General features: G+C 41.0%; 13 protein-coding genes, 1 tRNA gene and 1 pseudogene. 7 read left to right on the top strand and 8 right to left on the bottom strand.

Features of this window, described 5'->3' with window-relative positions:
* Positions 1 to 112 precede the first annotated feature (112 nt).
* Entirely contained in the window at positions 113 to 850 is a 738-nt protein-coding gene (locus JMW94_RS07525) for a DUF4230 domain-containing protein (protein ID WP_201603741.1), read from the bottom strand.
* A gap of 569 nt (positions 851 to 1,419) precedes the next feature.
* Between JMW94_RS07525 and JMW94_RS07520 the strand changes: the two genes are divergently transcribed.
* Complete coding sequence (locus JMW94_RS07520) at positions 1,420 to 3,138, top strand: proline--tRNA ligase (protein WP_201603739.1); 1,719 nt, start codon at positions 1,420 to 1,422, stop codon at positions 3,136 to 3,138.
* A 99-nt stretch (positions 3,139 to 3,237) separates the two neighbouring features.
* On the opposite strand, the gene queF is transcribed toward JMW94_RS07520, so the two are convergent.
* The 7 genes from queF to JMW94_RS07485 all read right to left on the bottom strand — a co-directional run bounded on the left by queF (position 3,238) and on the right by JMW94_RS07485 (position 9,465).
* Positions 3,238 to 4,122, bottom strand: coding sequence for an NADPH-dependent 7-cyano-7-deazaguanine reductase QueF (queF, locus tag JMW94_RS07515; RefSeq protein WP_201603737.1), 885 nt, complete (start codon positions 4,120 to 4,122; stop codon positions 3,238 to 3,240).
* A 63-nt stretch (positions 4,123 to 4,185) separates the two neighbouring features.
* Positions 4,186 to 5,016, bottom strand: a complete 831-nt coding sequence (locus JMW94_RS07510; RefSeq protein WP_201603735.1) for a hypothetical protein — start codon at positions 5,014 to 5,016, stop codon at positions 4,186 to 4,188.
* A 27-nt stretch (positions 5,017 to 5,043) separates the two neighbouring features.
* On the bottom strand, positions 5,044 to 5,913 hold the full coding sequence (locus JMW94_RS07505; protein WP_201603733.1) for a hypothetical protein: 870 nt from the start codon (positions 5,911 to 5,913) through the stop codon (positions 5,044 to 5,046).
* The gene (locus tag JMW94_RS07500; protein WP_201603731.1) at positions 5,914 to 6,771 is read right to left on the bottom strand and encodes a hypothetical protein; all 858 of its coding nucleotides are present in this window, start codon (positions 6,769 to 6,771) and stop codon (positions 5,914 to 5,916) included.
* 63 nt (positions 6,772 to 6,834) lie between these two features.
* Positions 6,835 to 7,608: an ABC transporter permease gene (locus tag JMW94_RS07495; RefSeq protein ID WP_045446727.1), complete on the bottom strand. Its 774-nt coding sequence runs from the start codon at positions 7,606 to 7,608 to the stop codon at positions 6,835 to 6,837.
* A gap of 29 nt (positions 7,609 to 7,637) precedes the next feature.
* The gene (locus JMW94_RS07490; RefSeq protein ID WP_060490505.1) at positions 7,638 to 8,600 is read right to left on the bottom strand and encodes an ABC transporter ATP-binding protein; all 963 of its coding nucleotides are present in this window, start codon (positions 8,598 to 8,600) and stop codon (positions 7,638 to 7,640) included.
* Positions 8,601 to 8,832: 232 nt separating this feature from the next.
* Positions 8,833 to 9,465, bottom strand: a complete 633-nt coding sequence (locus JMW94_RS07485; RefSeq protein ID WP_201540400.1) for a c-type cytochrome — start codon at positions 9,463 to 9,465, stop codon at positions 8,833 to 8,835.
* 358 nt (positions 9,466 to 9,823) lie between these two features.
* Here JMW94_RS07485 and JMW94_RS07480 point away from each other — a divergent pair.
* From JMW94_RS07480 to JMW94_RS07455, 6 genes and pseudogenes are all read left to right on the top strand, one after another.
* A tRNA-Arg gene (locus JMW94_RS07480) sits at positions 9,824 to 9,900 on the top strand.
* Positions 9,901 to 10,072: 172 nt separating this feature from the next.
* The gene (locus JMW94_RS07475) at positions 10,073 to 11,536 is read left to right on the top strand and encodes a tyrosine-type recombinase/integrase (RefSeq protein WP_201603729.1); all 1,464 of its coding nucleotides are present in this window, start codon (positions 10,073 to 10,075) and stop codon (positions 11,534 to 11,536) included.
* Positions 11,537 to 11,711: 175 nt separating this feature from the next.
* The gene (locus JMW94_RS07470; protein WP_201603727.1) at positions 11,712 to 12,563 is read left to right on the top strand and encodes a hypothetical protein; all 852 of its coding nucleotides are present in this window, start codon (positions 11,712 to 11,714) and stop codon (positions 12,561 to 12,563) included.
* A gap of 141 nt (positions 12,564 to 12,704) precedes the next feature.
* The gene (locus JMW94_RS07465; RefSeq protein WP_201603725.1) at positions 12,705 to 12,983 is read left to right on the top strand and encodes a helix-turn-helix transcriptional regulator; all 279 of its coding nucleotides are present in this window, start codon (positions 12,705 to 12,707) and stop codon (positions 12,981 to 12,983) included.
* 3 nt (positions 12,984 to 12,986) lie between these two features.
* Positions 12,987 to 13,298 carry a helix-turn-helix domain-containing protein gene (locus JMW94_RS07460; protein WP_201603723.1) on the top strand — a complete coding sequence of 104 codons (312 nt, stop codon included), beginning with the start codon at positions 12,987 to 12,989 and terminating at the stop codon, positions 13,296 to 13,298.
* Positions 13,299 to 14,193: pseudogene (locus JMW94_RS07455) on the top strand (DUF927 domain-containing protein); the annotation flags it as partial.

Genomic DNA, 14,193 nt, shown 5'->3' with positions numbered 1-14,193 from the left:
AATAATAGATAAGCTCTACTATACAATATAAATGGCGTTACTTTAAGTGTTTCCAATTAATAAGCTAACGTATGACTATCTAGTCTATGGCTCTAATAAAATTATGTATGCATTATTTTACTGGCATCTGGCACGCGCCTGCACCTTGAGTCGTTACCGTCACTACTGCACCAGTTAACGAAAATAGCTGTTGCAGTTGGGTTTGCGCATTTTCTAGTGCCATATTCATGACATCACCACGACAAGCGCGTTCGAGTACTTCTTTTTTTGCCATACTTTGCGCTTGTTGCAAGATTTTTGGATCGACTTGCATCATGCCAAAAGCACCCGTCTGCCAATCATAAATCTCGATATCGTCTAGATAAACCGAAAATATCTCTGATGGTGGGATGGTAATATTGATTTGCGGCATCATTGAAACTGGCGTATTAGCACCCGCTTCTTGTACCTCATCGACGTTAACTTCAGGCTGCACTACTTGTACCATTTCTGGGGTAAGTGCACTTAAATCAATTCCCGCCTCCACTCGTCCGCGCGCGATAAACAAACCCTTTTGCTCGTCTTGCCACAGCTTCATCCAACTGCCAGGACGTTGACTGGTAATGACTGTATCGACACTGAACGCCACCGTTTCCAAACGATTCAATTTTTGAATTTGTGTGACCACGCCTTCACGAGTAATGGTTTCTATCGGCTCTTCCTTGGTTATATTCTGCACACTATAAATAGCAAAAACGATAGCTGATAAACCGATGAGCAGTATCATCCACGACATCATCGCAATAGGTTTTTTCGCTTGTGAGTTAGTCGCATCATTATTAACAGGAGATCGATTGTCAGGATTATTCATATAAACACCCTCAGAGTTTTATCATTTATTTTTATTAAACGTATAACAAATAACTGTCTAAATGATAAATGCTACTTTTGAGCAGCAACTTCAAGTAATAACTACCAATACGCTACATAATGACTAGCGCTACCATTTACTATAAATACCCTAAAAACTGGTAAATAATCGAGTTGTAGTGACCTCATTTGCTCGTTTAAGTCACGTTTAAGTCACGTTCTGTCTGAAAAAACAAAAAGTCATTGCGTCTTAGGCTAACTTTACCTAACATAGTCAGATTGTATAAGCAAAATGTTGGCGTACATCTATTTTTCTGGTCTTTATGCGTAAAGTATGACGCTGCCAACATCAACGTTTTAATGCAAAATGAAAAGTTCCAGCCTTTTTGTAAGGCGTTTTATGAACGCACTTTCTATTCATGTACTGTTTGTCGCAGTACTTTTTAGCTAGGCATGTCCTAGACTATTACCAAGTGATACAAAGGTAAGCTTGCGTCGGCCATCAAAGCACACGCTCAATATCCTACTATTTCTTATTTATTTTATCGTTGATAAGGTTACGCTTTATTTATGAAAGCCAGTCAATTTTTATTTGCCACTCTAAAAGAAAACCCAAGTGATGCCGATATCGCCTCAAGCCAATTGATGGTGCGTGCCGGTCTTATTCGAAAGATTGCTTCTGGGTTATATATTTGGTTGCCCATGGGGCTACGCATCTTGCAAAAAGTCGAACGTATTGTTCGTGAAGAGATGCAAGAAGTTGGTGCACAAGAAGTGCTCATGCCGATGACCCAGCCTGCCGAGCTTTGGCAAACGACCGGACGCTTTAACGATTATGGTCCTGAGCTGTTGCGCTTCAAAGACCGTCATGATCGCGATTTTGTATTAGGTCCGACGCATGAAGAAGTCATCACCAATCTGGCGCAAGGCGAGCTACGTAGTTATAAACAACTACCAATCACCTTTTTCCAAATTCAGAATAAATTCCGTGATGAGATTCGTCCACGTTTTGGGGTGATGCGCGCACGCGAATTTACCATGAAAGATGCTTACTCGTTCCACGTTGATCAAGCATCGTTGGCAAAAACTTACCATGACATGTATGACGCTTATACGCGCATCTTTACCCGTTTGGGCTTAGATTTCCGTGCAGTACAAGCGGATACTGGTTCTATTGGTGGTTTTGCTTCACACGAATTTCATGTATTGGCAGACAGCGGCGAAGATGATATTGCCTTCTCTGATTCTTCTGATTATGCGGCCAACGTTGAGCTTGCCGAATCAGTGAGCACCGCTGAGCGTCAGCCACCGAAAATGGCGCGCGAAGACGTCCTGACGGAAAATATGACCAGCTGTAAAATGGTTGCTGAACATTTAGGCTTACCATTAGAAACGACGGTCAAAACGTTAATCGTCCATGGTCATACCGAAAATAATGAGCCACAGCTTATTGCTATCGTATTACGCGGTGATCATCAGCTAAATACGATCAAAGCCGAGAAAATTGAAGAGGCCAATGTACCGCTGACAATGGCTTCTGATGAAGAACTGAAAGCTGCTGGTCTGCATAAAGGCTATATTGGCGTTAATTTGGATATGCCTGTCTTCGTTGATCGTTCGGCAGCAACTTTATCAGACTTTGTGTGCGGTGCCAATGAAGTCAATAAACACACCACTGGTATGAACTGGGCGCGTGATGCGAGCATTACTCGTGTCGTTGATGTACGCAATGTGCAGGAAGGCGACCCTTCTCCTGATGGTAAAGGCAGCCTAAAAATCAAACGTGGTATCGAGGTCGGTCATATCTTCCAGTTAGGTGACAAGTACTCGCAAGCGTTAAATGCTACCGTATCTGGTGAAGATGGTAAGCCTGTGACCCTAATGATGGGCTGCTACGGTATTGGTGTGAGCCGTATCATTGCCGCTGCTATCGAACAGAACAACGACGAAAACGGTATCATGTGGCCACAGACGCCAACGGTTAATGATTCAATCGCTCCTTTTGAAGTCGCTATCATCCCGATGAAGTCAAAAGAAGAGACCGTCATGCAGACAGCGACAGCACTCTATGAAGAGTTAAAAGCACAAGGCATCAATGTGCTTCTTGATGATCGTAACGAGCGTCCAGGTGTTAAGTTTGCTGATCTTGAATTGATTGGTATTCCTCATCGTATCGTGGTTTCAGACCGTAACTTGGCTGAAGGCAAGTACGAATACGTCAATCGCCGTGAAGCAGAAAAACAAATGCTAAGCCGTGAAGAAGTATTGGCAAAAGTAAGCGGCAAATAGTTTTATTCATAAAACTTACGTAATAAAAAGCGCCTGTCTCATAAATGAGATGGGCGCTTTTTTCATGAAAAATGTCCATTACACCTAATTGTATGATATTTACTGCCGAATCAAACGACTTGGTTTAGGTAGCAAGGTTATATCACTCACACGGCAAGGGTTGATATCAATACCGCCTCGGCGTGTATACCAAGCGCGAACCATCAGCTCACTTGGCTCGTAGTATTGACTCAAATCAGCAAATATTTGCTCCACACATTGTTCATGAAAACCATTATGCTGACGAAAACTTAAGATATAACGCAGCATTCCAGCCTCATCGACTGTTTTATTACTGGTAATCGAAACTGCTAACGTCCCCCAATCTGGTTGATTGGTCACCGGACAATTACTGCGTAGTAAATTAGAATAGAAAATATAAGGCTCAGTGCCAGTATTCTCTAAAATAGAGCTACTGTTTAAATCTTTATCACTACTTAGCAATGACGCATCAGGATGCTCGCACAATGCGATTTTTTCGCTACTATAAGCAAGCGCGTCATCAATACAAACACCCTCAGGTTGAGCCACCAATAACCCTGATGTCTTATCATGCAGGTCGTCATTTAAGCCAAACAACTCAACTTGTACTTCTGCTTGTACACAGGCTGATAAGTCTTTAGCAATCAGCGTTTGTACTTCTGCCCAACTAACGAATTCAGTAAAGTTGATACTGTTTAGATAGAGCTTAAGCGACTTTGACTCAACGATAAATGGCGAGCTAGCCGGAATGCCAAAACGTGCGATAGCCACTTGCGAGATACCTTGCCCATTGAGCCAAGACATCTCAAATGCCTGCCACCAATCGATGCCCACTTTTAGCTTATCATCTTGCCAGCCAATGACATCGCGACCCATACTGCGAGCGATAGGATACAAGGTCTCTGGACTATACTCGGTTGGATAGTCAGTGGTTTGCTCACCCAAGATACCGTGAATACTCATAAGTTACTTACCTTTTATGCTTAAATATAATGAAATAAAAACCAGTCATTTTACAGCAATGGGCTATTTTATGGGAATCATTTGCCAGTCTGATGAACTAGCATTTTTGACCAAGCTAAAGCGTACTCGATAGCCTGTATCATCGGTTTCATTAATAAGATAATAAAAATCGACCAAAACGCTATCCTTATCTTCCCACTCAATATCAATATCTTCAAAACTATGTCTCTGATCTCGATTTTGGTAAAATGCCAAATGCGCTTTTAATTCGCTGGGGTCACTCTCGTAAACAATCTGATAGTCGCCCTCCTTCTGCTTTTGCCAAATCGTAATATTTTCTTCATCTATATAACGCTCTACTGTAGTAATACGTTCTTTGTTGGGTGATACACTTAAATCGATACCATCAAATTCTTGACTAAATCCAGTTTTGAGATTAATAAGTACAGTACTTTCTATTTCGGGAAAACTTCTCAACAAGTACAGCAGTTGTCTCTTTTCGTCATAATCATATAGTGAAAAATAAGAGTGAGATTGGCCGTCAGGAGCAAACAGCTCATCACGAAAAACTAACGGTAAGCTTCGACTGGGTACTTTGATATATATCGTATCTTTTTCTCTCGAAACACGGTTGCCCAATCCCCATTTTCCGCTAAGCTTGTTATCATGTTTCTCTAAGCTGATCTCAAGGCATTTCCTATAAGAGACCAGACTGTCGTATTCACACTTATCATCAAAGTAATTTGAGTTTCTGGTTGGGTCTAGTACTTTCCAAACATAGTCATCCATCGTCGCTTTGGGCAGGTCTGCTTGCACTGAAATAGAGAACATGAGCAGTATTGCACTTGTCATACAGATATGAATTGAATTAACTACTGGTAGAGTTACTTGCATATGAGAGCTAGACCTTTTTATTGTTTTTTAATCGTTGGTATTAGCGTCAGGTAAAACTCTCTGCCATTTACCCTCTTTATTATCAGCCGCATAAATATAGCGCACGCGAAATGCTACCGTGTCAGTGGGATTGACTCTGTAATAAAAATCAACGTTAACTTTATTATCGCTTGTCCAACTGATATCTCGCGCTTCATATACCTCATGCTTTTTATCATCATCATAATCTTGTTCATATAATTCATTACTAGCAAATATCGTTGCATAGCGTTCGGCATTGTCAGCTTTTTGACGCTCCCATATTATGATATCTCTGGTCACACCTTGCCTACCATTAAACCCTACCACTTGAGTCATATCGTCAGAAAACTTAAGATTGGTCGCATATAGCTCTTGCCAGCGCCCCGTGTTTAAATCGACAATGACAGTCGCTTGAGTCTCATACATCGTATGTAGTAACTGTAATAAATTATGCGATTTATCGTAGTATTGCAATTCATAGTGAGCGCTATGTTCCTCTTCAAACGGTTCAAGATAATCCTTAAATACCAATGGCTGCTTATGGTTGGGTGTATTAATATAAATGGTATCTTTTTCTCGAATAACGCGGTCACTCAAGCCCCATTTTCGGCTTTGTGCATTATCAGCTTGGGCTAACGATTTAAAAATACAGTTTTCATAATCTTTAAACGTTCGATATTCAGTGTGATCGTATCGACAGCTGTCTTCATACCAGTCTATCGCTACAGGCGCAGCGACTTTTATCCATATCTCTTCACTTGTCGATGGCTCTAAAGCTAAAGGCGCGGCCTGTGCATCTAAGGATGCTATTGTGGTCAATATAAATAGTCCTGCGACAGTCAACACCGTCTTTATACAATGAGAGATAGCGATCATTTATCTACTACCTTCATACAGTTGCCACTTATCCGTTGAGGCATTTTTAATAAAGGTATATCGTACTCTAAAAGCCGCTGAATCCGCTTCATTCAACTTATAAAAAGAATCTGCATAAAACTTATCATCATTTACCCAAGTAAAGATTTCGCTATCATAAACCTGCTGTGCTTTATCTGCTTGATAAAACTTTTTATGATTGTCGTAGTTTTTTGAATCGTAACTACTACTATAGACTTGTTTATAGTAGCCTTCATAGTAACCGCTATCTTGTCGCTCCAAAATATTGACGTGTTCCGTCGCTCCCATTTCACTTTCAAAACCGACTATATATCTCATATCAGGAGAGATACTTAGCTTTCTGAGACTAAAATCTTGCCAAAACCCAGTAACCAAATTCACTACCGTCAAGCTCTCTCCTTCATAAAAGCTTTGATGTATTGTCAGTAATTTCCGTGATTTATCGTAGTCTTGTAGCGAATAATAAGGATTAAAATCCTCCTCATAAGGACTGGAGTAATCAACAAATACTAGTGGGTTTTTCCGATTAGCGACTTTGATATAAACCGCATTTCTCTCTCTAACGACTTTATCGCTGATACTCCATTGCTTACTAAGCGCATTATCCGCATCTTCCCTCAAGTTATACAGACAGTTTTGTAGCGCATCATAAGTTTCATATTTGTAGTCGTTATGGCAATCATACTTATACGTTGCAGGATCTACAGGCGTCTCCATGACAACCCAATCATAATCATCCATTGCCGCAAGTGGCGCTGCGATGGCAATGCTCGTGATTGTACTCAATAAAGTGGCTGTAAAAGCCTTACTCATACTTCTGACAAAAAAATTTTGCATAAAAAAAGCCCAACAATGTTGGACTCTTATAATAAGGTGACAAGCTACATTTTACAAACTAATCTACAAGCGCACACGTGAGCCATTACTGAGTAAACGATAAGCTATGGTATAGAATACCGCACAGAAGACAAAAATAGCAGCCATCGAATACCAGACATTCACATCAGAATAACCGAGAATACCATAACGGAACGAGTTGACCATATAAACAATAGGGTTTAATAGCGAGATATTTTGCCAAAATGGTGACAAGTTTTCCATCGAGTAGAACACACCACCTAGATAAGTCAATGGCGTAAGCACAAAACTTGGAATGATAGAAATATCATCAAATGAGCGAGCAAACACGGCGTTGATAAAGCCACCAAGTGAAAATAAGATAGACGTACCCAGCACCGTAAATACCGTCACAAATAAATGCTCAATGCCAAGATCAGTAAAAAATAGTGCGACTATTGAAACGATGATACCAATGGCCAGTCCACGAAAGATACCACCACTGATATAACCCATTAAAATCGCATGTTTGGATACGGGAGAGACCAATAGCTCCTCGATACTGGAGGTGAACTTAGCACTAAAGAAGCTCGATACCACATTGGAGTAACTGTTGGTAATAATCGACATCATAATGAGGCCAGGCACGATAAACTGCATGTATGGTACGCCGCCCATTTCACCGACACGCGAGCCAATCATCTTACCAAAGATGACAAAATAGAGACTCATCGTAATCACTGGTGGCAGCAAGGTCTGTGGCCAAATACGCAGAATTCGGCGAACCTCTTTTAATAAAATGGTACGAAAAGCAATCCACTTTTTATTCCATGACATGGTTTTATTAGGATCTATCATTTCTTGACTCACAATCCTGCCTCCTTCATGCTGTCTGCACTTTGGATATTTTTGTCTACTAAGCGCATAAATAGCTCTTCTAGTCGATTGGCTTTATTACGCATACTGGCTACCGTGATACCTTGCTCGGATAACTGGTCAAAAACACCATTCAACGATTCGCCTTCAGTCAGTGTGACTTCAAGCGTCTGATCATCAGGCTGCGATGTGTCTGTCACTCCTGCCAAAACCAATTGACGCGTAAGCGGTGTTTCCAAATCAAAAACAAAAGTCTCAACCGATAGCTGCGCCAGCAAGTCCTTCATCTCGGTATTAATACGTATCTCACCATGATCCAAAATCGCAATGCGTTTGCACAGCTGCTCCGCTTCTTCAAGATAATGAGTCGTCAGAATAATCGTGGTGTTTTCTTCGATATTAATCTGCTGCATAAACTCCCACATAGAGCGGCGTAACTCGATATCTACTCCAGCGGTTGGCTCATCCAAAATCAATAATTTTGGCTTATGAATCAGCGCCCTTGCAATCATCAACCGGCGCTTCATACCACCTGATAGCTCACGTGATTTGCTATTGCGCTTGTCCCACAGACCTAGCGCCATTAATAATCGTTTTGCCCGTGGGCGTGCTTCTTTGGCAGGAATACCAAAGTAACCGGCCTGTGTAATCAAAATATCTTCGACTTTTTCGAACATATTAAAATTAAACTCTTGTGGGACGATACCAAGATACTGTTTAGCGATAGACGGATTCTCTAGTAAGTCTGTGCCAAATATCTTTACGCTGCCAGTGGTTGGTTTAAAAAGCGAGCTAATAATACCAATCATGGTTGATTTACCAGCACCATTTGGCCCCAGCAACGCAAAAAAACCTCCTTGCGGGACGGTTAAACTGACATCTTTGAGTGCCGAAAACCCATTGCTATAGGTTTTGGATAAATTCTGGATAGCAAGTGCTGGTACCTCAGACATGAAAACCTCTTTATTGGTTATAAATTTATGTAAAATCGTTTTTAGAATATAAATAGAAAGAAGAGACTGTGTAGTGTCATAAAGTGAGGCTAGTGTCGATGAATTTCAACTGTAATGCCTTAGAAGTACTGTATTGATAATACTCATCATTAAAAAAGCGCCTATCTCATTTAATGAAATAGGCGCTCCACTGATATATAGGGTAAAAGGCTTAGCCAGATATTCAATACTATTAGCTTGCTTCACCAACCATATAATCGACAGCGTTTTGAACTTCTTCATCAGGGATATCAGCACCACCTTTAGCAGGCATGGCGTTAAAACCATTGATAGCATGAGTGTATAATGTTTCTTTACCCTTGGAGATACGTGGTCCCCATGCACCAGCGTCACCTAAGATTGGCGAGCCAAGTAGACCTGCAGCATGACAAGTCTGACATACCGCGTTGTATACTGCTTTGCCATCACGAGGGCCGTCACCAGCTGATGGGCCAGCAGCACGTGCCGTCACATCACAAACTTCATCGTCTTCAAAGCACACTTTAGCAACTGGCTGAATGCGAGCAATTAAGTTAGGATACAAAGCAATCAGTTTTTGCACTTGCGGCGTATCTTGCGGAATAGGCTCTTCATCAACCGCAGGTGCGGCAGCGGCAGTTTCTGCGGCAGGTGCATCGCCATCAGTCGTATCTGCAGCAGCTTGGGTATCATCACCCAACTGCTCAGGCGCATTTGCTACCACTTCCTGCGCTGCTGCTACATCAGAAACAGTTACAGGAGTGTCTACAACACTTTCAGCTTGGCTCACCGCGATACTAGCGATTCCTAGAATGGCAGCTGCCGATAACATAACTACTTTTCTCATTCGTCACGTTCTCTTATTACATATACAAAGGCTCATACGGCTCAGACATTCTGCTTGTCCTCCTTTGACAACCAAATAGTTATCAATAGCAAACAGCCATCCCGCGTACTAGCACACTTGTAATCGGTGATTATAAATATGAATTCTCCCTGTCATTATAAGGGAAAAGGCAGGTAGATTGCCATGCCTGTTTAATGACTATCCTGTTTTTTCTTAAAAAACATCAATCACTGTCTTCATTCATTGGCTTTATGGATTTTATTTGTTAGACTAAGCGGTCTTTATTTTTCGACATCTTTACTGCTCATCACGCTCGTTTAGGCATGATGTTGATAATACCGTACGCCGTTGTTATTATGCGCTCGTAGCTCAGTTGGATAGAGTATCGGTCTCCGAAGCCGAGGGTCGTGGGTTCGATTCCCGCCGAGCGCACCAATCATCATATTACAGCCTTCCCTAGTATTACCAAAAACCTTTAAACCCCTTTATATTAGTCGCTTTATGTCTTTTGATATAACTTGTCATTACCTAGTAGCACCTATAGAATGTTGTACATAGTGTTGTACATACACAACATTGCTATTCTATGACTCTTAGAGGTGTGATGATGAATAAGCGCAAAAACTATCTACTAACTGACAATGGTGTAAAAGCAATAGCCAAACAGTCAGCACCTACTAAACGCACCAGACATAGTGACGGTGACAGCCTCTCCTTAATTCATGATCCTAAAGGTTCGCTTTATTGGGTAATGTCTTATCGCTACCAATCTGACAAAGATATTGAGCCAAAGCAAAAAACTTATCATATAGGTACTTACAAGCTCTCCTCACAAGTGATAGATACTAATTTCAAGCCCGAAGTTTCTTTGAAACAAGCAAGGCTTGAGCGTGATAGTGCCAAAAAACTAATTAATGATGGTATCGATCCCAGCGAGCATAAGAACAGACATAAAAACAGCTACGAACAAAAAGATTTATTCGAAGTCATAGCTAAAAGCTATATGTCAGAAAAATCAAAAACTACATCAAAGAACGTGCAAAAGCTGCAAGGATTTCTAGATAACCATATTCTAAAGCATATAGGTGAATATCCTATTGGTGCAATCACCGCTCAAGATATTATTAAGACAGGACTTGCCATTCAAGCCACTTTTGAGCAGCAAGGCAAACATACCTCTGAAACCGCTCATAAATGTATGGGACTTATCAGCTCAATATTTGACTATGCTATCAACACGCTAGGTTATGACATTGTTAACATTGCCAGCGGACGTAATAAAGCATTACGACCTCATAAAGCTGAGCGCATGAAAGCCGTTGAGCAGCATCAATTCCCTGAACTACTTCGAAATATTGACAGCTATATAGAAAAGCATCCTAATGGACATCAACAAACTGTCGCTGGCTTACAGCTAATGACGCTATGTTTTGTTAGGACTAAAGAATTGAGGTTTTTTGAGTGGTCAGAGATTGATTATCATAAAAGCGTTTGGCGCGTACCAGCTCATAAAATGAAAATGCGTCAAGATCACATTATCCCGCTGTCATCCCAAGCAATGACAATTATTGAAAGCTTAAGGCCACTGACAGAAAGTACTGGCTATGTTTTCTATAACTTTGAGTCAAACAAGCCATACAGTGAAGCATGGTTCAATCAGGCGTTGAATAGAATGGGCTATAGTGGCGATCCCTACCCTAAAATGACAGGTCATGGATTTAGACAGCTTGCCAGCACTGGCTTATACGAACTACAATTTTCCGAAAGCATTATCGAAATACAATTAGCACACCTTGAGCAATCGAGCGTTAAAAAGCGTTATGATCTGTCAGCACACTTAGCCCAACGTCAAGTAATGATGAATAAATGGGCGAACCATTTAGATGACTTGCGAGCTGGCAAGGCGGTCAGCTTTGACTTACTGACCCCTAATGAACTCGCCAAAGAAATGGATAGCCGTAACGAGCAAGCCACTGATATAGCGCTGCATGATAAAGATATATTGATAAACAGCTTACGGGCACAAGGCGTATCTCAACAGGTATTAGCCAAACTTGCCGAGCAACTTTAACAACACCGATTTACTAATTATCGTCAGCATTAGGCTGGCAAGCTAATATTGATAGCGTTAATCGCTGTCATAATCGATTGCAAGGCTAGGATTAATTACCCGAACGACAGCAACTGCACCCTTAAGCTGTTATTGCCTTGCAACTTTTTTATTCAAGGGTGTGAGGGTGTGAGTTGTGGGTATTATCTATGAATACATGCGAAAGCTAGAAAAAAGTGATCCGTCTATAAATGTAGAGGAAATGGACAAATTTATTAATTTTCATGACTTCATTGATTTGTTAGAACTACATACTGATGATACTAGGCAAACGATCGTTAACCATCTAGCAGATGATAGCAGTTTTTCTCAACTAGATTTTTACTATTTATATCTTGAGGTTCTTGACAGAAATGGAGAGGAAGTAAACAGACATTATTTGGATGAAACTTCTAATACAGATGTTTTAGAGCCTTTAAGTAAAAAAGTTAAATACACCAAATTTAGTTATGACGCATATAAAGATGATGATCCTGTGAGCTATCCAACAGAGGATTTTCTAGAATATATTTTAGAAGACGATGTAGATGACAGTTTTGACGATATGTATTGGAAAGTTGAAGACATACTAGAGCTAGATTGTATATCTGTGTTAGAAATAGATATGAAAACCTTTAAAGAATGCTATGACGCATTATCCACTGATGCGCGGACAACACTGAATTTGATTAGAAGTAAACAAGATTTTAAAGACAAACAAGTGGAAGTAAATAATGATCAGAATTTTTGTTCTGATGCTAATAATCTTAAAGTTTCAAAGCCTAAGCCTATAATTGATAATAATGTAGCACTGAGTACTAGAAGTGCTAATAATGCAAGCAAGATAATAGCAGCTCTTGCTAGCGAGCTATTGGAAATGGACTTAACAAAGCCTTTTGCTGATGAGACTAATGGAAGGATAAAAGCTGCTATCGAAATGCAAGGCAATAAGTTAAGCAAAGATACTATTGGGCTTTGGTTGAAGCGTGCCCATGAAAATAGTATTTAATTCCAACTAGGGCGTGTCCTAGAATCTAGTTAGAATTACTTGCTTTCTAACTAGAACTACCACTGTAAGCAACCAAGTAATATTCACTCCTTAGCACAGCCATTACTGGCTATAACCAACCATGCTATGGAGTGAGTCACCATGAAGTTAAATGATAAATACCTAAGAATGGCAGACCTTGCCAATCAACCCAAACGCGAAGCTAAAACATACACTACCCAATCAGGCCAGCAACGTACTATCACCGCCAAAGCTGCTGCACGCGGTATCACTGGCTTTTCTGCAAAACACATCTACCATCTGATTAATGAAGATAAATTCCCCGCGCCAATTAAAATTGGACGTGCCAGCCTATGGCGCTTGTCTGATATAAATAGCTGGTTAGATAGCCACAACACTACTAATAGCGGCGAGGTATAAACTATGACCACCTCAAAGCAGTCTACCAAGAAAACTTATAGCCAAATAATACTTAATCACTTGCTGGCAGGTAAAAGGCTTTCAAATATGGAAGCTTATGACCAGTACGGCATGACTTGTTGCTTGAAACGCATTAGTGAATTACGAGCCAAAGGTATAGTCATTCAAGATGAAATGATTAAAAAAAATGGTAAGCGATACAAATCGTATTGGATAGAACAACCCGTCACCATGACTGATAATGACCACAATACACAAGTCACACTCAAGGCAGGTGATACTCCTCTATGCCCAATCGTCTACGAGGGGGACTAGATGAATAATACCTTAACAGATATACATGAAAAAGCCCGTGCTGTGAACACGGGCGCTGACACTATATTACGAGGCTGCAAACCAGCCACACGGGAGCAACTGGTAGGCGATACTTTTTTAATCAAACTCTGTAACATATTAGAACCTGAACGGCTGCTATTTTCTACAGACAACACCACTATATATTATGGTGAACAAATTGGCAAAACCGAAGCGACAGCTGGCACGATAGCCCTACGTTTGACCGATAAACAAGGCGATACAGTAGGCGCGGTATTCTACACACCAAACAGCAAAGCAAAGCCCATTGTCATTGATCCTACAGGTTATGGCGCTATCGTCATTGGTGAGACTAACAAAGCCAATGAGGTGATAGCATTTAATGACCTTGATAGCGGTATTGATGTTTACAGCTACCTGATGGGCAGCGATAAAACAATCATTGTTAGCTCTCATAGAACCAAGCAATGCCTTAAAAAGGTTGTGCAGCACTGGAGCAGCGGATCACAGGTTACCGTACCTATGACGCTTGATGACAAGGGCTTGATAAACCTATTGGCAGGTGTAAAGGCGCAAGCATTGGTTACTGTGGCTCATATCGTCACTATGCTACAGCATGACAGCTATGAAACGATACTGGCAGCTGATGATACCCAGCTAGTTAATTTACAAGACACCTCCTACTATCCTGAATGGCGCGATGATCCCCAGCTGAATGAACCGATGACCTACAGTGATGGGCGTTTTGAGCTTTACCACGATGGGCTATTTTTTGTGAAGTATAACGATGACGACCCAGCAAACATTGCTTTCAAGTCTAAGGCGTTTGTTTGTTCACCGATTGAGGTTATCGCTAAGACACGGGACACAAGCAGCGGTACATGGGGGCGGTTAC

The organism is Psychrobacter immobilis, assembly GCF_904846185.1.
Lineage (GTDB): Bacteria > Pseudomonadota > Gammaproteobacteria > Pseudomonadales > Moraxellaceae > Psychrobacter > Psychrobacter immobilis_B.
This window is presented reverse-complemented; position numbering and strand designations above follow the sequence as displayed.